Origin of the sequence: Neorhizobium sp. LjRoot104 (genome assembly GCF_964253725.1) — a bacterium.
GTDB lineage: Bacteria > Pseudomonadota > Alphaproteobacteria > Rhizobiales > Rhizobiaceae > Neorhizobium.
The window spans coordinates 1,907,929-1,929,799 of record NZ_CAXURS020000002.1; the positions used below are offsets into that span (position 1 = coordinate 1,907,929).

Below are 21,871 nucleotides of genomic sequence, written 5' to 3' on the forward strand. Positions count from 1 at the left end.
AATAATTCAGGTATGGACAATGGTCACCGTCAAGTCTCTCTCCATTCAACCCTTCGGGGTCGCATGAAGACAGCACGCCCCGGAGGACGACCGACACGCGAGGAGGCGGCGAACCTTACCAGACAGATTCTGGACGAAGCCCGCATCACCTTTGCGACGAAGGGCATTGCAAATGCTTCGATAGAGGAAATCGCAGCCCGACGAGCGATTTCCAAACATACACTTTATCGGCGCTATCCGAACAAGCAGGCGATCCTGGAGGCAGTGGTTGAGCGCGATCTCACGGGCTTTCGTACAGCACTCGCGCAGGCGGCAAAGCAGCACGGTAGGCCCCTGCTCGCCCTCCGCGCCGTTGCGTTCCAATATTTTCTGTTTGGCACCGACAGGGACTATGCCGCCTTCTACCTATCGGTCACAGCAGAGGCCGTGCTCTCTGCGTCTCTTCGAGAAAGGCTTGCCGTTTGGTCGAGTGTCGCGCTGGAACCCATGGTCGACGTGATCATCGCTGCTCAGGCTTCCAGCGCCGTCGTAGCCGGCGATGCATCCGAAATATGCGGTGTCCTTATCGATCTGCTCGAAGGCGCCAACAATCGCATCCGCCTTGGCCTGCGAGACACTCCCGATGAAGCCGAACTCCGCCGGGTTTTCGAAAGCCGGTGGACCATTTTCCAGACTGCCATGACACCGAAATCCAACTGAACGCGTACAAGAAATCGTGACGACTATCAACAATGCCAGCCCCCTTTCGCAAATGCTCAACAAGGCGTTTGAAAAATTCGACCGAGACGGAGACGGAAAACTCAACTCTGATGAATTCAAGACATTCAACGAGATTCTGAGGCCGGGTATCGCCATCGATGGGCAGGGAAAGCCAACCGTCGACTATGGCGAACGCATGGACCACGACGGCGATGGATTGGTCAGTCTGGGTGAAATGAACTCGACGGGCGTATTGACGCCGGCTGTCCATTGCGATCCCAGCCTGAAATCGATGCCGGATTACCTTCTTCTCAAGGCCGATCCTTTGGCGATCGAAGCTGCGACCTTGCTTCCGGACGAAGGCGGCAAATCCTGATGGAAAAATGGGAGCGGCTGTTTCGCAGCCGCTCCCTCTTCGACCTTCAACCCTCTCTATCCCAGAAGACCAACGGCCGTGGCCAGCGCGGCCAGGGGGGATGGTTCCGGCGAGAACACGTCATAGACGCAGGGCGCTGCAAAGACGGCAAGCGCGAGCATGCCAATGATCAAACGCTTCATCGAACACTCCTGGATATTGGCAACTTGTCAGACAAGCTTCAGCTCAACCGCGATGTTGCCCCGTGTCGCCTTGGAATAGGGGCAGGTCTGGTGAGCTTCGTCGATAAGAACCCGTGAAAGGTCGGCATCGAGCCCCGGAAGGCTGACATTCATCCGGGCCTGCAGCAGGTAGGCGCCGTCACTCATTCCGAGGTCGACTTCGGCATTGACTGCCGTCGTCGCCGGCAGCGCGATCTTATGTTTGCCCGCGGCAATGCCCAGGGCACCGATAAAGCAAGCGGACCAGCCAGCAGCAAAGAGCTGCTCCGGATTTGTGCCGGGCTTACCGCTACCGGGAGGCGAAAGCTTGACGTCAAGCTGCGCATCGTCACTGCGCGCCGCACCGTCGCGTCCGCCGGTGGTATGGGTCTTGCCGGTATAGAGAACCTTCTCGATCTTTGTCATGGAACACTCCTTCGTTCGGTCGCCTTGAGCGACGTGGTTGACGGGCGTGTTTTGCCGCATCGACGTATCCGGCATGTTTTCGAAAAGGTCTAAATTGTATCGCATCGTAGAAGCGACGCGTCGGACCTGTCAGGGTAGCGATATTTCCGCAGCAAGCCCACCGCCGGAGCGATTGTAGATTCGTACTGTCCCACCGAGCGAGACGGCAAGCTGCTGCGCGATTGCCAATCCAAGCCCCGTGCCCCCTGTGTCCCGATTGCGTGACGTCTCGAGCCGGTAGAACGGTTGCATGGCGGACTCCAGCTTGTCGTCGGGAATGCCTGGTCCATGGTCCATGACTGCAATAACAATATTTCCCTCGCCCGATCGCTCGACCCTGATCTCTGCCGCACCGGCAAACTTGAGGGCGTTGTCAATGAAATTGGTCAAAATACGCCGCAATGCGTGCGGTTTAGTCAGGGCAGTTCCCTGAACGATGCCGGTTACCGAAACCGCCTTGTCCGTATCCTGATAATCGTAAGCGATGCTGTCGATGAACGACGCAAGATCGATGCGCGAGTTTCTTTCACCATTGCCATGCGAGCTTCGCGCATAGGCAATTCCATCCTGCACCAGGCGCTCGATTTCGCGCAGATCGCTGACAAGCTTGTCCTTTTCGGGGCTTTCATCCGCCATGTCGGCGCGAAGCCGCATGCGGGTGATCGGCGTTTGCAAGTCATGGGAGATTGCTGCAAGGATCTGCACCCGTTCTTCCAAGTAGTGGGCGATGCGATCACGCATGGCGTTGAAGGCCCGCGCCGCTTGGGCAACCTCGCTCGGACCATCTTCGTTCAGGAGCGAGCCCTTCTTACCGGGGTCGAGTGCATCAGCGGCGGCGGCGAGAGCGCCCAGCGGACGAATTGCCGAACGCACCGCAAACCAGGTGCAGAGAATGAGTATAATCATCTGAGCTGCGAAGACATAAGGCAGCCATTCGGCCAAGGGCATCACACCGCGCGGGGTCACATCGATTGTCAGCGGTGAACCATCCGACAGCGTCAAATGCCCCTGCAACCGCATGTGGTCGCCTGGAATGGCTTCGACGCGGATCGCAAACCTGTTGCCAGCCGCCTGGCCTATCCGGTCGGCGATCTCCGCACCACGACCCGATAAATCCGGAACGCCGGGAAGCCCGGGCCCCAGAACAAGACGGTAGCTGCCGCGGCTCAGGCGATCCAGCCAATCGGGCCGCTCGTTGGCGGGAAGGCGGTCGAGAACAGCGATGGACGTTGCCAGATCGGTTTCCAGTGTACCGAGCATCACGGCCTTGGCTGACATGTAGCGCTCGGCAAAGAGAATGCTGAAGGATAGGCCATAAGCAACCGCCAGTCCGGCAAAAAGGATCAGGAACAATCGCGAGCGCAATGTCGTTGGCCACCAGTCGAAACGGGACTTGCTGCTCCTACTCATGTCCTGGGTACCGAGATTTCAACCGGGACAGAAAACACATAGCCTTCCGCCCGCACAGTCTTGATGTAGGTCGGCTCGCGCGCATCATCGCCAAGCCGCTGGCGCAGGCGGCTCACCAGAAGGTCGATCGAGCGGTCGAACAGTTCGGCATCGCGGCCCTGCGTGAGGTTCAGGATCTGGTCACGGTTGAGCACGCGTTGCGGATGATCGATGAACACCCGCAGCAGTCGGTATTCGGCACCACTCAAGGCTATTTCCGTTCCGTCCCGATCAAGAAGATGCCGACCGACCGTATCGAGCCGCCAATCGCCAAAGGTCAACAATTGACCGGCCTCACTGATCTGCAGGTTGGGCGGCAGCATACGCGTGCGACGCAGCACCGCCTTGATGCGGGCAAGCAGTTCTCGCGCCGCAAACGGCTTGGGCAAATAGTCGTCGGCGCCCATTTCGAGCCCGATGATCCGATCCATTTCATCATCGCGCGCCGTCAGCATGATCACCGGTGTCGCCTTGTGCTTGCCGGCGCGCAGCTCGCGGCACAGTACCAAGCCATCATCGCCCGGCATCATCACGTCGAGCACGATCAGGTCGACAGTGCCGGCTTCCAGGAAACTGCGCATCTGCCGGCCGTCGGCAGCAACTGTCGTGCGAAGGCCGTTCTTTTTCAGATAGCTCGATACCAGTTCGCGAATTTCGCGGTCGTCATCGATAATCAAAATGTGGTCGACATGCTCCATCTCTGGCCTTTCAAACATTCGCACTCACGCGACATTAGTTCCGTGTGGGCCGCCGCTAGCAAAGCGGTTTCTGGCGGCAGCCCCCGTCATCAGAATTTCGCCACATCGATGATAGCCTGAGCGAATACCTCTGGCGCTTCCTGGGGCAGATTATGCCCGATAGCTGCTATATCTCGATGCTCGTATTTTCCGGAGAACTTCTTTGCGTAGGCCGAAGGTTGCGGATGGGGCGCACCATTGGAATCGCCTTCCATTGTGATCGTTGGAATGGTGATGACCGGACCCATCGCGAGCTGCTTCTCGAAGGCATCGTATTTCTCCTCGCCTTCTTCGAGACCGAGCCGCCAGCGATAATTGTGGATGGTGATGGCGACGTGGTCCGGATTGTCGAGGGCGACGGCCGATCGGTTGAAAGTCGCATCGTCAAATGTCCAGGTGGGCGAAGCCGTCTGCCAGATGAGCTTCGCAAATTCGTGCGTGTTGGCGGCATAGCCGAGCCGCCCCGCTCGGTGGCGAAGTAGAACTGGTACCACCAGGCGAGTTCCGCGGCCGGCGGGAGTGGCGTGCTGTTTGCCGCCTGGCTGCCGATCAAATAGCCGCTGACAGAAACCATTGCCTGAGAGCGATCCGGCCAGAGAGCCGCCATGATGTTTACGGTGCGCGCTCCCCAGTCATATCCGCCCAGGATCGCCTTTTCGACGCCAAGGGCATCCAGGAAGGCGATCATGTCAACGGCCAGCGCCGCCTGCTGGCCATTTCGCGGGGTCTCGTCCGAAAGGAAGCCCGTCGTGCCGTAGCCCCGCAGATAGGGAATGAGCACGCGGTAGCCTGCATTGGCCAGGATCGGTGCGACATCGACATAGCTATAAATGTCATACGGCCAACCGTGAACAAGCAGAACAACGGGACCATCGGCCGGGCCGGCTTCTGCATATCCGATATCCAGCACGCCTGCCTTGATCTGCTTGAGCGCTGCGAACGAAGTATGCCCTCCGGCCTTGATCGCCGCCGATACCCTGGGTGACGCGGCATTGGCGATAGTGGTCACGCCGAATTCGGCGGCAGCAATGGTTATGGCGGCTATTCCGAAGAAGCGGCGGCGCTGGTGGTTGAACTGAGGGGACATCGTTCTCTCCATCTCGATTGATCGTGACGAGCAGTAAGCCGACCGGACGTATCCCGCATGTGTCCCGTCAAGCCCAATATTGAATGCGGATGTAGCCTCCGGCGCCCTCGATACAGTCTGATACAATTCGCGCCACTTACCGAGCGGGCTTGCCAACGAGTTGTATCACTCTGTCGTGGATAGGCTGCGTTCTACACTGCGGTACATTTCCGATGAGAGCCGGACACATCCGGGATACGTCGCTTCGACCAGATTGGTGTCACTGCTGGCCGCGCCCAACCGCCGTCCAAAACCCGACCAACCGGTTCAAGGAAACGACGATGACACTTCTCATCATTGCCTATCTCGGAGGAGCGCTGACTATCCTCAGCCCGTGCATCCTTCCCATCCTCCCTTTCGTCTTTACCCGGGCCGGACAGCCCTTCATCAGAAGCACGCTCCCGATGCTGATCGGCATGAGCGTCACGTTCGCATTGGTCGCAACCCTTGCCTCCATCGGCGGGAGTTGGGCGATCCACACCAATGAATACGGTCGTCTCGCGGCGATAACGCTGCTCGCTATCTTCGGGGTCAGCCTTTTGTCGCCAAGCACGGCGAGTATCATCACGCAACCGGTCGTCGGCTTAGGCAACAGGTTGCTGAATGCGTCGGGCAGACCTGGATCCGTACCGACTGCAGCGAGTTCCTTCATTCTCGGCGTCGCGACCGGCCTGCTATGGGCGCCCTGCGCCGGGCCAATCCTTGGCCTCCTGCTGACGGGTGCGGCCCTAAATGGCGCTAATCTCCAGACGACGTTTCTGCTCGCCGCCTATGCCGCAGGTGCAGCAACATCGCTTGCCGTTGCCCTTCTCGTAGGCGGCAGGGTTTTTGCCGGCATGAAGCAGTCGCTCGGCATCAGCGAGCGTATTCGCCAGGGTCTGGGTGCCGCGGTTCTCGCCGGCGTGGCCGTTATTGCCCTTGGCCTCGACACCGGTCTCCTGGCGCGGCTTTCCTATGCCAGCACGGCCACATTCGAACAGGCTGTGCTTGACCAACTGCACGACAGGGCTGCAAACGATCCTATATCCGAGGTTGCCAGCAACGGTGCGATGCCAGCTGCCGGCGACCAAGTTCAGCCGTTTCGCAGTGATTTGCCGATCGAGGCCAGCGCACCGTCATTGAATGGCGCCGTCGAATGGCTGAACTCGCCACCGCTGACGACAGAAGAACTGCGCGGTAAGGTCGTGCTCATCGATTTCTGGACCTACTCCTGCATCAACTGCATCCGAACCGTCCCCTATGTCCGCGCCTGGGCCGAAAAATACAAGGATCAGGGTCTGGTCGTCATTGGCGTGCATGCTCCGGAATTTGCGTTTGAGAAGAAGATCGACAATGTCAGAAAGGCGATCGAGGATTTCAAGATCGGTTACCCGGTAGCGATCGACAACGACTACAAGATCTGGCGTGCTTTCGAGAACAGCTATTGGCCGGCTCAATATCTGATCGATGCAAAGGGCCAGATCCGCTACCATCACTTCGGCGAAGGCAACTATCGCCAGTCCGAGCAGGCGATACAGGACTTGCTGCGCGAAGCCGGCAGCGAGATGGCTTCAACCGCGCCAGTGACCCCCAATGCGAAAGGAGCCGAGGCAAGTCCCGACCTCAAGAACATCCGCTCTGGCGAGAGTTATCTCGGCTACCAAAGGGCTGCCGGCTTCATCTCTCCGGAAAGGCTGCGTGCCGACGCTGCCAGCGTATATTCTGTCTCGCAACCACGCCTGAATGAATGGGGCCTCTCCGGTACCTGGATAGTCGGTGCTGAACGGGCCGTGCTGGACCGGCCGGATGGCAGCATCGCCTACCGCTTCAGCGCGCGCGACCTTCATCTGGTACTGGGACCGAGTGCCACCGGCAAACCTGTTCGCTTCCAGGTGACGATCGACGGCAAGGCGCCCGGATCCAGTCATGGTGCAGACACCGATGCTGCCGGCCACGGTACCATATCCTCCACCAAGCTTTACCAGCTCGTTCGCCAGTCCGGCGACGTGGAGGAGCGGACATTTGAGATCCGTTTCCTCGATCCAGGTGTCGAAGCCTACGCCTTCACCTTCGGCTGACACCCATCCTTCGCATCAAAACCTTCCACGACAACAGGAGTAAAACGCATGAACCGACATTCCATCTCGATCCTCGCACTCGCCTTCGCCAGCAGCGTCATCGCTTATTCGGCGCAGGCCGCCGAGGTCAAAAACATCGTCATCGTCCATGGCGCACTTGCCGATGGTTCGGGCTGGCGCAAGGCATTCGATATCCTCGTCCAGCGAGGTTTCAATGTCACCATCGTTCAGCAGCCGATGACGTCGCTCGCCGACGATATTGCCGCCACACACCGAGTGCTCGATCTGCAGAACGGCCCGACGCTTCTCGTCGGTCATAGCTACGGCGGTATGGTGATCACTGAAGCGGGCAATAACCCTGCCGTCGAAGGCCTCGTATACGTCGCGGCTTTCCAGCCGGACAAGGGTGAAAGCCTGCTCAGCCTCGCGAGTTCAAAGCCAGCTGGCGGCATGAATATCCGCGAGACGAAGGACGGAAAGTATCTCTATCTCGACCCCGCCGCCTTTGCGAACGACTTCGCCGCAGACCTGCCGAAAGACGACGCAGCGTTTCTGGCAAGGTCGCAGGTCTTCGCCTCGAAGGAAGCTTTCTCAACCAAAGTCGGCGATCCAGCTTGGAAGACGAAGCAAAGCTGGTCCATTGTTGCGACTGAAGACCGATCCATCAATCCTGAGCTGGAACGAGAGATGGCGAAGCGTGCCGGCAGCACGGTGACTGAGATCAAATCCAGCCACGCTGTATTTGCCTCTCAGCCCCAAAAGGTTGCTGACGTCATTGAAACAGCTGCGAAAGCACTCTAACGCTGGCATAACGTGGCGATCCGGCAATATGGATCGCCGCTGAAACTGGTTTCGCCTTGAAAGGATGTGGACCGGTGGCCACATCGTGCAGATCGATTTTCGCGCAACCTTCCACAATCTCTTCAGTTACTTAACCCTTCCAAATCACTATTTTGGGTGACGCGCTTGGCAATGGTCAACCATTGGTCAATCTGTGGCATACACGGATTCGTACTGCGCTGATCGCTCCCGTGGGCAGTCTCCATGTGGTCGAGGACGCGGTCACCGACGTGGCCGCTCGCGCATCACTTACGCCAGTCCCAGTCTGTCTGGAAGGAAATGTCGATCTCGATGAAGGCGATCTTGATCGCGAGGACTTGTCGGCGCCTGTATTTTGGTTAGCGAGGAGGCGCCCCGCAGAAGAAAATTCTGGCGACGGCCGGTTGCGGAAGGGCGCCGGCTGCAACAGCCGATCTTCTGATTGAACGGCTTGGCGGCGAACGCTTCAGTTGGGGCGGCGGAACACTGGCTGACGTCGGCGAACTTCGCACCCGCTATGTCGCGGCCCTACGTGCAGCAGACGACCACGACACAGCGCCTCTGCTGGTATTCGCTCGTGCGTAGGGAGGGCGGGCTGCATCGCACCCACTGAGCGGCTCTGAGCCCCCAGTTCGTCATACCGAACGCGACTTTCACTCGACTGCCACTGCGGATGGGATTGCAGCCGGCTAGTCGATGGGTCGAGAACGCAGGCGATCTTAGCAACGTTCGGCTCCGCGGGGCGTGCCCATCAATCACGATTTTCCAGGTCGACGAGAACCCATCCGAAATTTACTGGATCAGCGCCGTAGACACTTTTTTGAATACCTTCGCCTGCAAGCTTCAGACCCTCAACATCCGTCATCAACAAGGATAGTGAGCGGTGTTGAGAGAGTCGATGAGGACGCGAGGCGAGTGCCGTGGACTATTATCACACGAAACGCTATCGACCCGCAGTGCTCGGCCTGCGCGAACCGGAAGGTCCGTTTGTCAGCGGTCCATGATGTCGCGTTCGGTCGATGCGTCGTATTTTCGAAGTTCGCCTCGCATTGTACGGTTCCAGCGGCTGACAAACGCGATCGTGTCGCCCGCCTGTAGATGAGCGCTCAGTGCGGCCTGATCGACCCAACGTTCCGAGATCAGCAATCGCCCTGACCGCGGATCATCCACGGCAGCCTCATAGGCTATGTTTCCACAACGCTTGCGTGTCGTGGACGCCAGCGCATTCAGCTCTCTCATGAATTGAGCCAGATCGGCCGGATCGACATCCAAGTAGCCTTTTATGATCAACATGAGATATTTTCTCCATCAACCCCTGACCGCCTGTTCAAGGCGGTCAGGGGTTGATTGGTCGCATTCCAACTAAGTGGTGATCAGCACGATCTTGCCCCGGATGCTCCCCTCGGAAGCACGGCGGTGCGCTGCCGATGCCTCGGCAAGCGGATAGGTGCCGTCGATCACCACCCGGACGATCCCCTCATCGAGCAGGCGGCCAGCCTGTGCCAGCTGCGAACCGTTCGAGCGCACTTGCGTTGTGGAGACGGTGATCTTCCGCCGGGCGGCGTCTTCATGGCCGGAAAAGCCCAGCGGGTTGACGAGAAACAGCGCGCCATCCGGCTTGATGCTGGAAAGGAAGCGCTCCATCTTGGCACCACCGACGGCATCGAGCACAAGATCCAGATCCGCCGCCGCTGTCTCGGCAGCCACCTTCGTGTAGTCGACGAACGTATCTGCCCCGAGATCGGTCAACAGCGCCTCATGCTTGCCGGAAGCAACGGCAATCACCTTTGCCCCTTGCCATTTCGCGATCTGCACCGCGAGATGACCGACACCGCCTCCGGCGCCATTCACCAGCACCGTCTTGCCGTTCAACGGCACTGGTCTATGCGTGAAGGACTGAAACGGGTTCGGTTTATCATGTCCCCGATCGACCAGAAATTGCCAGGCCGTCAGCAGCGACATCGGCGCAGCCGCTGCCTGGATATGATCGATCCCGGAAGGTTTCAAAGCCAGATCCGATGCCGGGACGCGAACATATTCCGCATAGGCGCTGCTTCCCGTCATCAGGTCATGCGGGAACCGGACCATCGCGTAGACCTCGTCGCCGACCTTGAATTGCGAAACGTTTTCGCCGACGGCCGCGACCACGCCGGAAATGTCCGTGCCAAGGATCAGCGGAAAGCTTGGGCTGGGCTGCCAATCGGGCGGCAGTGCCCGATAGCCGTCCCGCAGATAGAGATCCGGCGGGTTGAGGCTCGCGGCATGGACGCGAACGAGCACGTCGTCCGCCGCGATTTCCGGTCGGGGCGCATCCTCATAGAGGAGGACATCCGGTCCACCGAATTCGTGTAGTCGCACCGCTTTCATAAAATCAGTCATCATGGCCTCGCTTGGATGATTGTTTCCATGACCAAGGATACGATCATCCATCTCGATTGATAATCGTCGACAAAATCGCTTTAATAGTGCCATGAAGGAACAAATCGGAATCGACAGACTGACGGGCTTGATCGCATTCGCCCGCGCCGGATCGCTCGGAAGCTACACAGCCGCCGCCCGCTCCCTGTCTGTCTCACCCTCGGCGGTCAGCAAAAGTATCCAGCGGCTGGAAAAACAGCTTGGCGTTTCGCTCTTTGCACGCACGACTCGTTCCCTGACCCTGACAGCCGAAGGGCGCGACCTGCATGAGCGTGCGCTCAAGCTCCTGCACGACGCGGAAGAGATCGAGCAGGCGGCAAAGGCAGCACGCACCGAGCCCGCCGGCACATTGCGCATTGCGGCCTCTTTACCCATCGGCCTACACATCATCGCGCCCGCGCTTCCTGGATTTCGCAAGCTCCATCCGAAGGTGAACATCGATCTGCGCTTGAGCGATCAGATGGTGGATCTCGTCGATGGCGGCTTCGACCTGGCGGTCCGCATCGGCGATCTGTCAGATTCCCGCCTGCTATCACGCCGGCTCCTGCCGTACAGGCTATGCTGCTATGCCTCGCCCGAATATCTGGCCGGGCACAGCCCGCCGACACATCCGGACGAATTGGACGGGCATGAGACTGTCAGCCTTCGCTACCAGAGTAGCGGCCAGTTATTTCGCTGGCCTTTTCTCGTCGGGGATAGGGAGGTGGAGATCGTGCCGTCCTCCCGCATCATCGTCGATACGAGCGAAGCCGTGCTTGCGACGATCGCTGCGGGTGCCGGCATAGGAATGGCAACCAGTTTCATGGCCAGCGCCTGGGTCAGCCGCGGAGCGCTTGTGCCTGTTCTGGCCGACCACACGGTGGAACGGCACAACATCACAGCATTGTGGCCCGAAAGCCGGCGGTCCAACCCGGCCGTGCGCGCCTTCATCAACACTCTGCTTGAGTTGTCGTGGGCGATATAGCACTCATTAGCGCCTCAAGCTGGCTCTATGTTCAATAGGCTTTGCTTAAGCCTTTTGAAGTGAAAGGCCCGACCAATGGCGGGGCGTTGCAATCTTCGTCAGTCCTGGTTGGACCGTGACCAGATGAGGGAGAGGCCCTCCTCGCCTTCGACCTCGATCAGCGTTGCATAGATCGGAGCGGGGAAGCTCGGGTCGTCGAGCTTGACCGAGAGATAGTCGCGGCCCTCGTTCGAAGTTTTCTTCCAGGCTGCGGCGAACTCCGAGGCCCCTGCGAGGATGCGGTAGTCGGGCCTTTATCGGAGGTGCGATCGACGGTGCGGATGGTTGCCTTGACGTTGACGTTGAGGTTGAGGGCCTTGATGATGCCGGTAAAGCCGTTGCCGGAAGCGGTGAAAGAGCCGATGGTTGCCATTGTCGTATTCCTTTTCGGTTGTTCGGGCCGCGTCCATCGCGGCCTCGATGGCAGTTGACATGACCGGAGACGAGCGGCCCGCACCTGAAAGGCCGAAACGACGTGGAGGACGGTGAAAGGGAAGCTTTCTTGGCACCGCGAGGAATGGGCGCTTCAGCGCACAGGGGAAGAAAACGATCCGACCGTTGCGGATGCCGATCGAGCCGAGCACCACGAGGCGGTATTTGGTCAGAGATGCCCCATCGAGACCGCAGTGGACGTACCAGCTTGCCAGATCAAGGGATACGACTATGGCGTCATCTGGGCGCCGAAGTGAATTGCAAGCAGGAGCCGCCCGGCCCATCCTGATCGAGTACTAAAACCAAAGCCAAGGCTTGCTGACAGCAGATCTCCGTGGAGGACTGATAACTGTCCCGCCGAGGCCTGTGAGAGCCTGCTGGACGAAGGGCGAGATTGGGCGTGCTTTCCGAACCCCAAGATAGGCGCCGCGCACTCCGCGGATGCCGTAGACTGCATTGAGCGCCAACGCGTGGCGCCCTTTGACTTAAATGGTGTCGCGGCTGCATTCCTGCCGATATGGCTCGCCGGGTAGAGCTACTTCTCCGTGATCGTCGCAAGCGGGGCGGCTTCGCTTTCAAGTGCGAGGCACGCTCTCGACCAAGCGCCGTTGTCCGCGCCGAGCGCACTCTGAAGCCACGCGAGCGTAAGACGCCGTGTCGCTTCCAGCACATCTGGTGCTTCAGTCTCTGTTTCCTTTGCGTCGAGCGCTGCGATCCCGCCAAGGCCATGCCCGACCCCATGCATCATCAGCATTGCTTTGGCGCCCGGCGCATCATGGAAGGCATCCGCATGCCATTCGGGGCCGCGCGTCGTAAAGTGCGGGTTGTCCATATCACCGCAAACGACGAGGTTGCGTGTCGTTAGGGTCGAGAAATCGACGTCGAAGAACGGAAACCGCGCAGCACTCTCAGGCGTCATGTCCTTGCCGCCGCGTCCCGGTGTTGTCAGGAGAACGCCGGCCGAGATTCTTGGATCGGAAAAGTCCTCACCATTCAGCTGCGCGCCGAGCAGGAGCCCAACCGTATGGCCGCCAAAGGAATGGCCCACTGCGCCGATGCGTGCATGATCCATCCGACCAGCGACTACCGGCGCCTGCCGTTCAATCTCGGCCAACTGGTCAAGGATCGCCTTTATCTCATCGACACGCTCGCGCCAAAAGAAGGGTGCGCCGGGTGAATCCGACGGCAGGCCACCCACGCGAGAACTCGCATGCGTCGGCTGGATCACCACGAACCCTCTCTCCGCCCAGAACTGGACAAGGGGAGCGTAACCGTCCTTTGACGGGATATAGTTGGACGGGCCGTACCCATGCGACAACAGCAGGATCGGCAGATCGTTGCCCGTGGCGGGTGCGGTCAGACGCAGTTCCAGTGGTTGGCGGCCCGGCATCGAAAGACGGATCGGCGTGTAGGCCACGGTGACAGCGGCTTCAGGCGTTGGAATATGCTTTGCGAGATTGATCAGACTGTTCATCGGTCTGGACCTTCAAAGAAAGATTTCGGATTGTGATGTTCAGGCGAGCAAACTGCCCGCTTCGCGGAACGAGGTTTCCGCATCGGCGCCGGCCGGGATCTTCATCGGCGCGTCTATCTCTGTCACAGACCGCCAGACGGCCTCTGCAACCGCATCCGCCGTCGTAACCTCGGTGCCTGAACGCAGCTTCGTCAGGTAGTCGTGGACGAAGGCGGTATATGGCTCGGGAATTTCCATGCCCATGCGCGAGACAGCATTCTTGCCGAAGCCGGTCGTCGGCGCCGAGCCAGGCAAAACGAGTTTGGCGCGGACGCCAAACAGAGCAGCTTCGAGCGCGAGGCTCTCCGTGAAGGCGTTGAGGGCCGCCTTGCTGGCGCTGTAGACCGAGAGCGCGGGCAACGGCCTTATCGTGACGGCGGAGCTGACGTTGACGATGACGCCTGAGCGGCGGACCCGCATCTGCGGGAGAAAGGCTTTGGTCATCGCCATCGCACCGAATACGTTCGTTTCGAACAGCTCACGGATCTTCGACATCTCCGTGCCCTCAAGCACATTGAGCATGCCGACGCCGGCATTGTTGACCAGAGCATCGATGGGGCCGGCGGCTTCGACCGCCTCAGCAATGCTCTCCGCGCTGGTAACATCCAGCGGCAGGATTTCGAGCCTGTCGTTCGACGGAAGAAGGTCGTTTCGCGGCGTGCGCATCGTTGCGACGACGTCCCACCCGGCGTCCACGAATTTCTGTGCGATCGCGAGGCCAAACCCGGACGAGCAACCGGTGATAAGGATCTTTGGCATGGTCTATCTCCTGACATTTAACTAAGCTGAAGATGGACCTGATCGCCCGGACTGGCTATATTCATATGTCCGATAGTATTTAGCGGAAGTCCGAATGATGACTGATCCGGTTGCCGAAGTTGTTTCGCTACTCAAGCCAAGCCCGTCGATCTCAAAGCTGGTGACGGGCGGTGGTCAGTGGTTGGTTGAGCGCACGGAGATTGGAAGCCCTTTCTACTGCGCCGTCGTCGAAGGCCGTTGCCTGATGACGATCGCAGGTCGTGAGCCAATGGTGCTCACTGCGGGTGACTTCGTCCTGGTCCCGAAGATCTTCTCGTTCACGATGAGCAGCATGGAGCCGCCGCCACGCGGCGCACTTGCCCAACGTCTGGAGACTAGCCCGGGTGTCTTTCGCTTGGGGGACCCCGAAGCACCGGCGGAGATCAAGGCACTCGTCGGGCACTGTGCATTCGGTTCTGATGACAAAGCTCTTCTCGTGTCGCTGCTGCCAGAAGTCATCCATGTTCACGGTGAAGAGCGGTTGATGGCTCTGGTCCGCATGATCAATGAGGAAACGAGGGCTGACCGTGTCGCACGTGAGATGGTTCTCCACCGTTTGCTCGAGGTGCTGTTCATCGACGCACTACGATCGGCAGCAAGCGCCAAGGCGCCGCCGGGCCTCTTGCGTGGCATGGCCGATCCGCTGCTGGCGCCGACCTTGCGCCGGATCCACGAAGATCCGGGTCGAAGCATGACGGTGGAAACGCTTGCTCGTGAGGCCGCGATGTCCCGTTCGACCTTCTTTGATCGCTTCCGCAGGGAAGTCGGAGTCGCGCCGATGGAGTACGCGACCGGATGGCGCATGGCACTGGCAAAAGAGTTCCTCCGCGAAGATATGGCCATGGCGGATATCGCCCAGCGCGTCGGCTATGGATCGACAAGCGCCTTCAGCGTTGCTTTCAATCGGCATGTGGGAATGCCGCCCGGCGCGTATTCGCGCGCAGTTGCTGCTGCGGCTTAAAGCGTCTGCCCCTTACCCGCCGATATAGGCGGCCAGCTCTTCAGGTGTTCCCTTGGGAAAGGCCTGCTTCAAGAACTCGAGGAAGGCAGAAACCCGCGCGCTCAAGAGGCGTCGCGACGGGTAAAGCGCCCAGAGCGCGATTTCGGATCCCTCGACGTCGCCCCAAAGCTGCAATGTCCCATTGGCGATATCCTGGCTCACCAGCGAGATCGGCAGGCGTGCGGCCCCGACGCCCGCCCTCACCGCATCCCGAACCATGATGAGGGACGATAGCACGAGGACGGGTTCGACCCTGATCTTCGTGTGTCCTTCGGAGGTCATGACATTCCAGGTCTCCGCGCCTGCCCCTCCCCGGACGACGCCCGGAACGGGCTGACCGCCACTGGGACGGGCGAGATCCGGACGTGCCACGACAACGAGATGATCATGCAGAAACGCTCGACCGACGAGGCTTTCGTCCGGCGCCGGGTTGACACGGATCACAAGGTCATACCCCTCCTCGATCATGTCGACGACGCGATCTTCCGTGGTGATTTCAAGCCGGACATCCGGGTATTTCAGCGCAAAGCCGGCCGCGATCTTGCCCATGGCTGTTTGCGACAACAGCAGCGGGGCGCTGATGCGCAATCGACCGCGGGGCTTATCCGCACCGGAAGCGATCGCCGCCGCAGTCTCGTCCAACTCCGTCAGCAGGACGGCGGTTCGCTCGTAAAGCGCCCGCCCTTCTTCCGAGAGCTTGAGGGCGCGTGCGCCGCGTTCGAACAGCCGAAGCTGAAGTGCCGCCTCCAATTCCGTGACGCGGCGGGACAGGGTCGCTTTCGGCCGTCCGGTGGCGCGAGCCGCTTTCCCAAATCCGCCATGACGCGCAACGAGGTTGAAGTCGGCAAGAGCAAGCAGGTCCATAGTGTTCCACCTGTGGGACAGAGCGTCTAAAACTATCGTCTATCGGGTCATCTGTGAACCATCCATATTCGAGGTGTCAAGCAAACAAACCCGGAGACACTCCCATGACCATTCTCGTTACCGGCGCCACAGGCAATATCGGCGCGCAAGTCATCCAGCACCTCGTCAACCACGGCGCAAACGTTCGTGCGCTCGTCCGCGACCCCTCCAAGGCAAACTTTCCGGCCGACGTTGCCGTTGTGAAGGGCGACCTCCTCGATGTGGACTCGCTACGCAGTGCATTCAACGGCGTCTCTACGCTCTTCCTGCTGAACGCCGTCGTACCGGACGAATTCACCCAGGCTCTGATCGCGCTCAACTTGGCGCGGTCGGCTGGCATCCAGCGGATCGTTTACCTGTCGGTGATCCACGCCGACGTCTACGTCAACGTCCCGCACTTCGCCGGCAAGTTTGCCGTGGAGCGGATGATCGAACACATGGGCATGGCCGCCACGATCCTGCGCCCTGCCTACTTCATCCAAAACGACCTGACGATCAAGGATGTCATAACCGGTTACGGGGTCTATCCGATGCCAGTCGGGGAGAAGGGCCTCGCCATGATCGATGTGCGCGATATCGCGGAGATCGCCGCCCTGGAACTGCTGCGTCGTGAACAGGCTGCACAGCCGCTTCCGACCACTCGCATCAATCTGGTTGGTCCCGAAACACTGACCGGAGCGGATATCGCTTCCATCTGGTCGGACGTTCTCGGACGCCCGATCAACTATGGCGGTGGCGATACGGCGGCCTTCGAGCAGAACCTCAAGCAGTTCATGCCGGGTTGGATGGCCTACGATATGCGCATGATGGGCGAGCGGTTCCTGACCGACGGTATGCTGCCTGACGAGGGCGATGTCGAGCGCCTGACGACGCTGCTCGGCCGTCCGCTTCGCTCCTATCGCGACTTCGCTTTGGAAACTGCGGCCTACGCCTGAGGCAGGCCCTCCCACATCTCGAAACAAGGACCTTCGTCATGATCTATTCGACCGCTACCGTTCCCGTAAATCCGGAATGCGAAACCACGCTCACCCGAGAGCAGGTCTGGAAGGGCCTTGAACTGAAAGCGCGGGATGCGCGCCTGTTTCTGCCGCCAGGCCTCTGCACGCGCTGCGACGTCGTCGAGGAAAGTGCGACCCATTTCGTTCGTGAAGCCACGATCGCAGGCTCTGACATCAGGGAGATCATTACCCTTGAGCCGCAGAGCAAGGTCACGTTCTTTCAGGCCACCGGTGCTCGCGAGGGCGCCATCGTCAACGAACTGTTCGAGGATGAGGCCGGAGCGCTGCAGCTGAAATTCTACTGCTACCTCGGGCTGCGCGGCAAAGAACCTGGCGGACCCGAAGAGCAAGCCGAACAGGCGCAGTTCGACAGTGATAAGGGATACAGATCCGCCCTGCTGTCGACGCTCAAACGGACACGTGAACTTGTGGCAAAAGGCAAGCTCTGATTTCCACCATCAAAATCAATCGGGCGGCCTCGTGAGACGCGCCCAGCCTTTACAGGACCACTCCCATGCTTACCTCTCCTACAGAAACACAGCCAACCAGCCTCCCAAAGATCCTGATCCTCGGTGCCACCGGCCCGACCGGCCGCCATATCGTCTGCCAGGCCATCGCCCGCGGCTATGATGTTACCGCACTCGTTCGTTCGCCTGAGAAAGCCGCAGACCTGATTGGAGTGAGGATCGTTGTTGGCGATGCCCGCGATGAAAAGACGCTCCGTCAGGCGGTAAATGGCCGCGACGCTGTGATCAGCGCGCTTGGCACGCCTGCAAGTCCGTTTCGCGACGTGACGCTCCTTTCGACTGCGACCCAGGCGCTTGTCAATGCGATGAAGGCCGAGGGGGTGGTGCGTCTCGTCGCCATCACTGGTATCGGCGCCGGCGACAGCGCTGGACATGGGGGCTTCCTGTTCGACAATCTGATCTTCCCCCTCCTCTTGCGCAAGGTCTATGCCGACAAGAACCGGCAGGAAGCCATCATCAAGGATAGCGGCCTCGACTGGACGATCGTCCGCCCTTCCATCCTGAACAACAAGCCCGGCGGGAGGACAGTTCGCGGGCTGACCAGCCTTGAAAATTTCCACGGCGGTTCGATCGCACGTGAAGACGTTGCGACCTTTGTGTTCGATCAGGTCACGACGGATCGCTGGCTGCATAAGGCGCCGGTCATCACCTGGTAGCCCGTCCAAGGTATGCGAGGAATGCCGCGAACATGGCATTCCGACGGCGGCACCGGAAACCGACGGCGCGCTGATCGGCAAGGACAATGAGGACATCATGCTGCATCCCGGTTACTATCGAAAATTCGATGGCGGCTCGGCCAAAGGTCAAGCCTGTCGGCGCTCACTCGCGCCGTTCCCATTCGGTCTCAATGTTGAATTCGACATTGGCGAAGAAGGGGATCTTGATGGCGACCTTCAGACCGAGCTTACCCTTGCGGAAGAGGTGACTGACGACCTTGCCAAGGGTGCGAAGACGGCGGCCGGTGGCGCTGAGGAATTTTGCGAGCTGTTGCATCATGAACCTCCTGTTGATTGCGTTTCATTGCGGGGATGAAAAGCGAACCGGAAAGGAGGGCTGCACCCATATCGCTCATCTAGCGTTCCGAGACTGCGTCGTGCTCCATGCGGAGGGCCGTCCGTTTCGTTCGGCCGTTTCCGTATTCAATGGGTGCCATTCGCTATCGAGACACCTCCAACAGCTTGTGGGCAGTCTCCAGATTGGAGGCCTGGTTCGGCTGAATACCAAACTCAACCCTTTCGATGTCGCTGAGAGTTTCCGCGACAGTGCCTCGGCTGTCGCCGAAGCTTCCAGTACTCTCATTATGCGCGAGATTTAGGCATCATATTCATCGAACGCCTGAGGCTCTCCCACTTCATCTTGCCCGATGTGATGACGGCGGGCGGCGTTATGTTTGTGGGGCATCCGGGATCAATCAACCTATTTTCGATCGAGGCCGCATAGATCCAAGACGTTGAAATTTGATCCTCGAACCAACGCCTCATTGATGTGCTTGATAGCCGGGACCCGGTTACGTCCGCCTCGTCTGGGGGCTTATCCGGGAATTCCGGCGCAATCACCAAGACGCGATGTTCCAAGCCTCGTAAGCCCGCCGAAAGCGAAGCGACGCTGTTTGCCACGCCGCCGACATGCGGGGTGAAGGTGTTCGTGAACATGACGATGTTCATGGCGCGTAAGCGTCTTCACCGATGGCGAAATGGGATCTCCTATCGGCGCGCGATGGCGGGCCAGAGCGACCTGAACGGGGCGGGCAGTCCGCCGATGAGCTTGGTGGTAAGGCCGGGATCGAGTTCCTTCCACAGCAGGTCGAAAACGGCTTCCGCGGTTGCTTTCGGATCGCGGGGGAACTGGGGCGGCAGGTGCTCTGCCACATGCTGCATAAATTCCTCGACGTTTTGCGCATCGTGTCTTTCAGAGCCGAGATGCCCAACCCTTGAAATAGATCCCGCGGACGAGGATCGGCAACTGGGCGGATAGGTGAATGGCCTGTTCGATCGTAAGCCGGTCGCGCGCAAGGCTTGGAGTACTGCGCGAAGCGCGTTATAGGCCTGATGCCGATCCTGGAAATGATGCTCATCCTCGAGTTTCTTCAGCCAGAGGTTTGTCTGCTGAATGGTGTGATCGAAAGCCGCAACTTGAGTATCGCTCATTTTTTGGAACGCGCCGCATTGGCCGATACGAGAATGCGAATCCTATTGGACACGACTGCGCCAGTTGCGGACGTCCTCGGATGTCACGCGAATATGGCCGGTCGGATCGAATTGCTTTCCGTCGAACTTGTCGCTTGCGATCCGGCTGAAGACTTCGATATGTTCCTGCAGCCTGAACTCGTCGGCGCGAGGGGGATCGGCAATGGCCTCCAGCGCATTGTGGGTAACCACCACGACTTGGTCGCGGATCCCTGTATCCATCAACAGACGTCCCTCCTGTCCGGAGGATGTCAAAAATCCTGACTTCAGCTTCAGCGGCATGGTGACCTCCCTATTTTGCGTTGAAAGGTCAGACTACGCGCATCAGCGGCGTCATCCGTGATCCAGATCAACCCAGACAGAGACCTGCCTCGTCCGCCCGGCCAAAGGGACCCGGCGCGGAAAGCTTCCGGGTTGCAAGGCCGAGCACGCGAAACCCCTGTTCGTTCCAGATGCGGAACTTTCCATCGATCGCCTGCCGTTTCTCCTCGTCGAGCGGTATCTCGCTCCCGGCGGCGCGGGAAGTTACGCTGATCTCCAGGACGTTGGCGACCGCGCCCTTGCAGATCAGCACCGTCTCCTTCTCCGGCGAGGTGACGACGACGGAAAGGCGCTTGCGGAGAAAATCGTAGGGCACTTCGTCGCGTTCACGAAGGCGGGTTCCCGCAGATCGGTTGCAGGCGCGGCGACGATGGCCTCGTCCAACGGATTGGGCATGCCGCTCTGCAGGGTGGCGTTGAGGCGTGCAAGCAGCAGCACCCCGTCCGACGCCAGCCCGTCCGCATCCATCCATCCATCGAGATGGATGACCCCTTCGGTCAGCGTCCCGGTCTTGTCGGTGCAGAGGATATCCATGCCGCCGAGGTTCTCGATCGCCTCCAGCCCGCGCACGATGACGCCGTTGGCGGCCATGGTGCGGGCGCCGCGGGCGAGCGTGACGCCGATGATGGCGGGCAGCAATGGAACCTGGCGTTCGGTGGAATTTTCCGCCGCGACCCGCAGGGCTGTCTTCTCCCGCGCATCCAGCACGCGCCCTTCGAGTGTCACCACGCGCTCAGCGACGCATATGGTTATCGCATCGCCCCAGCGATGCTTCACCAATTCCGCCTCCAGCGCATTCCCGATGTCCATGTCGATCCTTGTCGCAGAATACCCGGCAAGTTCCCTGACGAGGGCGCCCATAATGTCGGACCGGGTGACGATCCCAACGACTTGCCGTCTTCCAGACGGGTAGGCGCTTGATACTGCGTTCCGCCATGATTTTGGCGGCGGCCTCGACTGTGGTCTCGGGCTCCACGGTGACGCTCCGTCCGTTGAGGCATCCGCAGTCGATGCAAAGAGATTTGGTCTTGAAGGGATCCGAACTTTCGACACCGACATGCACACTGTCGTTATCTGGACCAGGGATTGACCACTTTCAGCCCAGCAGCCTCGAAAGGACTTGTGTCGCGAGTTGCGATGGCGAGGCCGTTGGCTGCCGCTGTGGCTGCAATGTAGCCATCAGCCGTGCCGATCGCTTTCCCAGATACTCGAGCGCGTGCCATCAGTCCGGAATAAAACTGAGAAGTAGCCAGATCGAAGGACAGGATGCGCTCGGAAAAGAGGGGCAACACTTCGCCCTCAACGCGGTCGCGAAGGATAGATTGTCGTTTCCCCAAAGGCATAGCGGCGATCCCGAAGCGAAGTTCAGCAATCGTTATTGCGGAGAGGAACAGTGTTTCGATAGCTTGGGCGTCCAACCAGGCGATCACTGCCTCATCAGGAGCCGGTTTCCAAGGCTCGGATATAACGTTGGTGTCCAGCAAGATCATTCGAAGGTCATCGGTTCAGCAGGTGTCTTGTCGCGACTTTTCTGCAGGGCTTCAACGTCGCTGTCGGAAGGCTCGGCGTCGCGACCAATGGCCGTCAGCAAGGAACCGAGCTTAACACGTTCAGGAGGACGAACAGCGGCTTCAAGAATGTCACGTATCTCGGCCTCGGTGCTCCGGCCATGATGAGCCGCTCGCACCCGCAGAGCACGATGTGTTTCGTCAGAAAGGTTTCGAATGGTGACTGCCGGCATTGATATCATCCCCATAGAAATGATGGCTTTGATATCAAAATATCCAGAATGGCCCAAACTTCAAGATGCTCATTAACGAGGACGAAGATCCTGTCTGTTTAGA

Annotated in this window: 27 protein-coding genes and 3 pseudogenes; 10 read left to right on the forward strand and 20 right to left on the reverse strand. The window is 59.5% G+C overall.

The features are described 5' to 3' along the window. Positions 1–63: 63 nt before the first annotated feature. The gene (locus ACSQ8R_RS31265; RefSeq protein ID WP_436257180.1) at positions 64–699 is read left to right on the forward strand and encodes a TetR/AcrR family transcriptional regulator; all 636 of its coding nucleotides are present in this window, start codon (positions 64–66) and stop codon (positions 697–699) included. 52 nt (positions 700–751) lie between these two features. Beyond that, positions 752–1,075: an EF-hand domain-containing protein gene (locus tag ACSQ8R_RS31270; protein ID WP_436257181.1), complete on the forward strand. Its 324-nt coding sequence runs from the start codon at positions 752–754 to the stop codon at positions 1,073–1,075. A 56-nt stretch (positions 1,076–1,131) separates the two neighbouring features. Here the strand turns inward: ACSQ8R_RS31270 and ACSQ8R_RS31275 are convergent, their stop codons facing one another. From ACSQ8R_RS31275 to ACSQ8R_RS31295, 5 genes and pseudogenes are all read right to left on the reverse strand, one after another. Next, on the reverse strand, positions 1,132–1,257 hold the full coding sequence (locus tag ACSQ8R_RS31275) for a hypothetical protein (RefSeq protein ID WP_436257182.1): 126 nt from the start codon (positions 1,255–1,257) through the stop codon (positions 1,132–1,134). Positions 1,258–1,284: 27 nt separating this feature from the next. Next, complete coding sequence (locus ACSQ8R_RS31280; RefSeq protein WP_436257183.1) at positions 1,285–1,701, reverse strand: organic hydroperoxide resistance protein; 417 nt, start codon at positions 1,699–1,701, stop codon at positions 1,285–1,287. Positions 1,702–1,830: 129 nt separating this feature from the next. After that, positions 1,831–3,150 carry a sensor histidine kinase gene (locus ACSQ8R_RS31285; RefSeq protein WP_436257184.1) on the reverse strand — a complete coding sequence of 440 codons (1,320 nt, stop codon included), beginning with the start codon at positions 3,148–3,150 and terminating at the stop codon, positions 1,831–1,833. Then, positions 3,147–3,887 (reverse strand): response regulator, encoded by a 741-nt coding sequence (locus ACSQ8R_RS31290; protein ID WP_436257185.1) that lies wholly within the window; start codon positions 3,885–3,887, stop codon positions 3,147–3,149. Before ACSQ8R_RS31290 ends, ACSQ8R_RS31285 begins: the two co-directional genes overlap by 4 nt. Before the next feature lie 89 nt (positions 3,888–3,976). After that, a pseudogene (locus ACSQ8R_RS31295) lies at positions 3,977–5,013 on the reverse strand (alpha/beta fold hydrolase). A 320-nt stretch (positions 5,014–5,333) separates the two neighbouring features. On the opposite strand from ACSQ8R_RS31295, the gene ACSQ8R_RS31300 reads away from it, so the two are divergent. The 3 genes and pseudogenes from ACSQ8R_RS31300 to ACSQ8R_RS31310 all read left to right on the forward strand — a co-directional run. Continuing rightward, a complete protein-coding gene (locus ACSQ8R_RS31300; RefSeq protein WP_436257186.1) occupies positions 5,334–7,109 on the forward strand; it encodes a cytochrome c biogenesis protein DipZ in 1,776 nt (591 codons plus the stop codon). A 48-nt stretch (positions 7,110–7,157) separates the two neighbouring features. Further along, positions 7,158–7,910, forward strand: a complete 753-nt coding sequence (locus tag ACSQ8R_RS31305) for an alpha/beta fold hydrolase (protein WP_436257187.1) — start codon at positions 7,158–7,160, stop codon at positions 7,908–7,910. Between the two features lie 444 nt (positions 7,911–8,354). Next, positions 8,355–8,513, forward strand: a pseudogene (locus tag ACSQ8R_RS31310) (mobile mystery protein B); the annotation flags it as partial. Positions 8,514–8,918: 405 nt separating this feature from the next. Here ACSQ8R_RS31310 and ACSQ8R_RS31315 read toward each other — a convergent pair. Both ACSQ8R_RS31315 and ACSQ8R_RS31320 read right to left on the reverse strand, forming a co-directional pair. Then, positions 8,919–9,221 carry a putative quinol monooxygenase gene (locus ACSQ8R_RS31315; protein ID WP_436257188.1) on the reverse strand — a complete coding sequence of 101 codons (303 nt, stop codon included), beginning with the start codon at positions 9,219–9,221 and terminating at the stop codon, positions 8,919–8,921. Between the two features lie 69 nt (positions 9,222–9,290). Continuing rightward, on the reverse strand, positions 9,291–10,307 hold the full coding sequence (locus ACSQ8R_RS31320; protein ID WP_436257336.1) for an NADP-dependent oxidoreductase: 1,017 nt from the start codon (positions 10,305–10,307) through the stop codon (positions 9,291–9,293). A 91-nt stretch (positions 10,308–10,398) separates the two neighbouring features. Here ACSQ8R_RS31320 and ACSQ8R_RS31325 point away from each other — a divergent pair, with 91 nt between their 5' ends. Further along, the gene (locus tag ACSQ8R_RS31325; protein WP_436257189.1) at positions 10,399–11,310 is read left to right on the forward strand and encodes a LysR substrate-binding domain-containing protein; all 912 of its coding nucleotides are present in this window, start codon (positions 10,399–10,401) and stop codon (positions 11,308–11,310) included. Positions 11,311–11,408: 98 nt separating this feature from the next. On the opposite strand, the pseudogene ACSQ8R_RS31330 reads toward ACSQ8R_RS31325, so the two are convergent. The 3 genes and pseudogenes from ACSQ8R_RS31330 to ACSQ8R_RS31340 form a co-directional block, all read right to left on the reverse strand. Next, a pseudogene (locus tag ACSQ8R_RS31330) lies at positions 11,409–11,722 on the reverse strand (DUF736 domain-containing protein). Positions 11,723–12,316: 594 nt separating this feature from the next. Beyond that, complete coding sequence (locus ACSQ8R_RS31335) at positions 12,317–13,255, reverse strand: alpha/beta hydrolase family protein (protein ID WP_436257190.1); 939 nt, start codon at positions 13,253–13,255, stop codon at positions 12,317–12,319. A 39-nt stretch (positions 13,256–13,294) separates the two neighbouring features. After that, on the reverse strand, positions 13,295–14,053 hold the full coding sequence (locus ACSQ8R_RS31340; protein ID WP_436257191.1) for an SDR family oxidoreductase: 759 nt from the start codon (positions 14,051–14,053) through the stop codon (positions 13,295–13,297). 97 nt (positions 14,054–14,150) lie between these two features. Between ACSQ8R_RS31340 and ACSQ8R_RS31345 the strand changes: the two genes are divergently transcribed. Next, positions 14,151–15,053 (forward strand): cupin domain-containing protein, encoded by a 903-nt coding sequence (locus ACSQ8R_RS31345; protein ID WP_436257337.1) that lies wholly within the window; start codon positions 14,151–14,153, stop codon positions 15,051–15,053. A 12-nt stretch (positions 15,054–15,065) separates the two neighbouring features. On the opposite strand, the gene ACSQ8R_RS31350 is transcribed toward ACSQ8R_RS31345, so the two are convergent. After that, a complete protein-coding gene (locus tag ACSQ8R_RS31350) occupies positions 15,066–15,956 on the reverse strand; it encodes a LysR family transcriptional regulator (RefSeq protein WP_436257192.1) in 891 nt (296 codons plus the stop codon). A 104-nt stretch (positions 15,957–16,060) separates the two neighbouring features. Here ACSQ8R_RS31350 and ACSQ8R_RS31355 point away from each other — a divergent pair, with 104 nt between their 5' ends. From ACSQ8R_RS31355 to ACSQ8R_RS31365, 3 genes are all read left to right on the forward strand, one after another. Then, complete coding sequence (locus ACSQ8R_RS31355; RefSeq protein ID WP_436257193.1) at positions 16,061–16,930, forward strand: NmrA/HSCARG family protein; 870 nt, start codon at positions 16,061–16,063, stop codon at positions 16,928–16,930. A gap of 38 nt (positions 16,931–16,968) precedes the next feature. After that, positions 16,969–17,442, forward strand: a complete 474-nt coding sequence (locus ACSQ8R_RS31360; protein ID WP_436257194.1) for an SRPBCC family protein — start codon at positions 16,969–16,971, stop codon at positions 17,440–17,442. A 65-nt stretch (positions 17,443–17,507) separates the two neighbouring features. Continuing rightward, positions 17,508–18,176, forward strand: coding sequence for an NAD(P)-dependent oxidoreductase (locus ACSQ8R_RS31365; RefSeq protein WP_436257195.1), 669 nt, complete (start codon positions 17,508–17,510; stop codon positions 18,174–18,176). Positions 18,177–18,339: 163 nt separating this feature from the next. Here ACSQ8R_RS31365 and ACSQ8R_RS31370 read toward each other — a convergent pair whose 3' ends face one another. The 9 genes from ACSQ8R_RS31370 to ACSQ8R_RS31410 all read right to left on the reverse strand — a co-directional run bounded on the left by ACSQ8R_RS31370 (position 18,340) and on the right by ACSQ8R_RS31410 (position 21,768). Then, positions 18,340–18,516 carry a hypothetical protein gene (locus ACSQ8R_RS31370; RefSeq protein WP_436257196.1) on the reverse strand — a complete coding sequence of 59 codons (177 nt, stop codon included), beginning with the start codon at positions 18,514–18,516 and terminating at the stop codon, positions 18,340–18,342. Between the two features lie 302 nt (positions 18,517–18,818). Continuing rightward, the gene (locus tag ACSQ8R_RS31375; RefSeq protein WP_436257197.1) at positions 18,819–19,184 is read right to left on the reverse strand and encodes a hypothetical protein; all 366 of its coding nucleotides are present in this window, start codon (positions 19,182–19,184) and stop codon (positions 18,819–18,821) included. A 39-nt stretch (positions 19,185–19,223) separates the two neighbouring features. Next, positions 19,224–19,667 carry a DUF2267 domain-containing protein gene (locus ACSQ8R_RS31380; RefSeq protein ID WP_436257198.1) on the reverse strand — a complete coding sequence of 148 codons (444 nt, stop codon included), beginning with the start codon at positions 19,665–19,667 and terminating at the stop codon, positions 19,224–19,226. A gap of 42 nt (positions 19,668–19,709) precedes the next feature. Further along, positions 19,710–19,988 (reverse strand): hypothetical protein, encoded by a 279-nt coding sequence (locus tag ACSQ8R_RS31385; RefSeq protein WP_436257199.1) that lies wholly within the window; start codon positions 19,986–19,988, stop codon positions 19,710–19,712. 67 nt (positions 19,989–20,055) lie between these two features. Further along, positions 20,056–20,280, reverse strand: a complete 225-nt coding sequence (locus ACSQ8R_RS31390) for a hypothetical protein (protein WP_436257200.1) — start codon at positions 20,278–20,280, stop codon at positions 20,056–20,058. Then, positions 20,274–20,837, reverse strand: coding sequence for a hypothetical protein (locus tag ACSQ8R_RS31395; RefSeq protein WP_436257201.1), 564 nt, complete (start codon positions 20,835–20,837; stop codon positions 20,274–20,276). The genes ACSQ8R_RS31390 and ACSQ8R_RS31395 overlap by 7 nt, the downstream gene beginning before the upstream one ends. Beyond that, on the reverse strand, positions 20,761–21,090 hold the full coding sequence (locus ACSQ8R_RS31400) for a CBS domain-containing protein (protein ID WP_436257202.1): 330 nt from the start codon (positions 21,088–21,090) through the stop codon (positions 20,761–20,763). The genes ACSQ8R_RS31395 and ACSQ8R_RS31400 overlap by 77 nt, the downstream gene beginning before the upstream one ends. A 7-nt stretch (positions 21,091–21,097) precedes the next feature. Next, the gene (locus tag ACSQ8R_RS31405; RefSeq protein ID WP_436257203.1) at positions 21,098–21,517 is read right to left on the reverse strand and encodes a type II toxin-antitoxin system VapC family toxin; all 420 of its coding nucleotides are present in this window, start codon (positions 21,515–21,517) and stop codon (positions 21,098–21,100) included. Continuing rightward, positions 21,514–21,768, reverse strand: a complete 255-nt coding sequence (locus tag ACSQ8R_RS31410) for a FitA-like ribbon-helix-helix domain-containing protein (protein WP_436257204.1) — start codon at positions 21,766–21,768, stop codon at positions 21,514–21,516. Before ACSQ8R_RS31410 ends, ACSQ8R_RS31405 begins: the two co-directional genes overlap by 4 nt. Between the last annotated feature and the right edge of the window lie 103 nt (positions 21,769–21,871).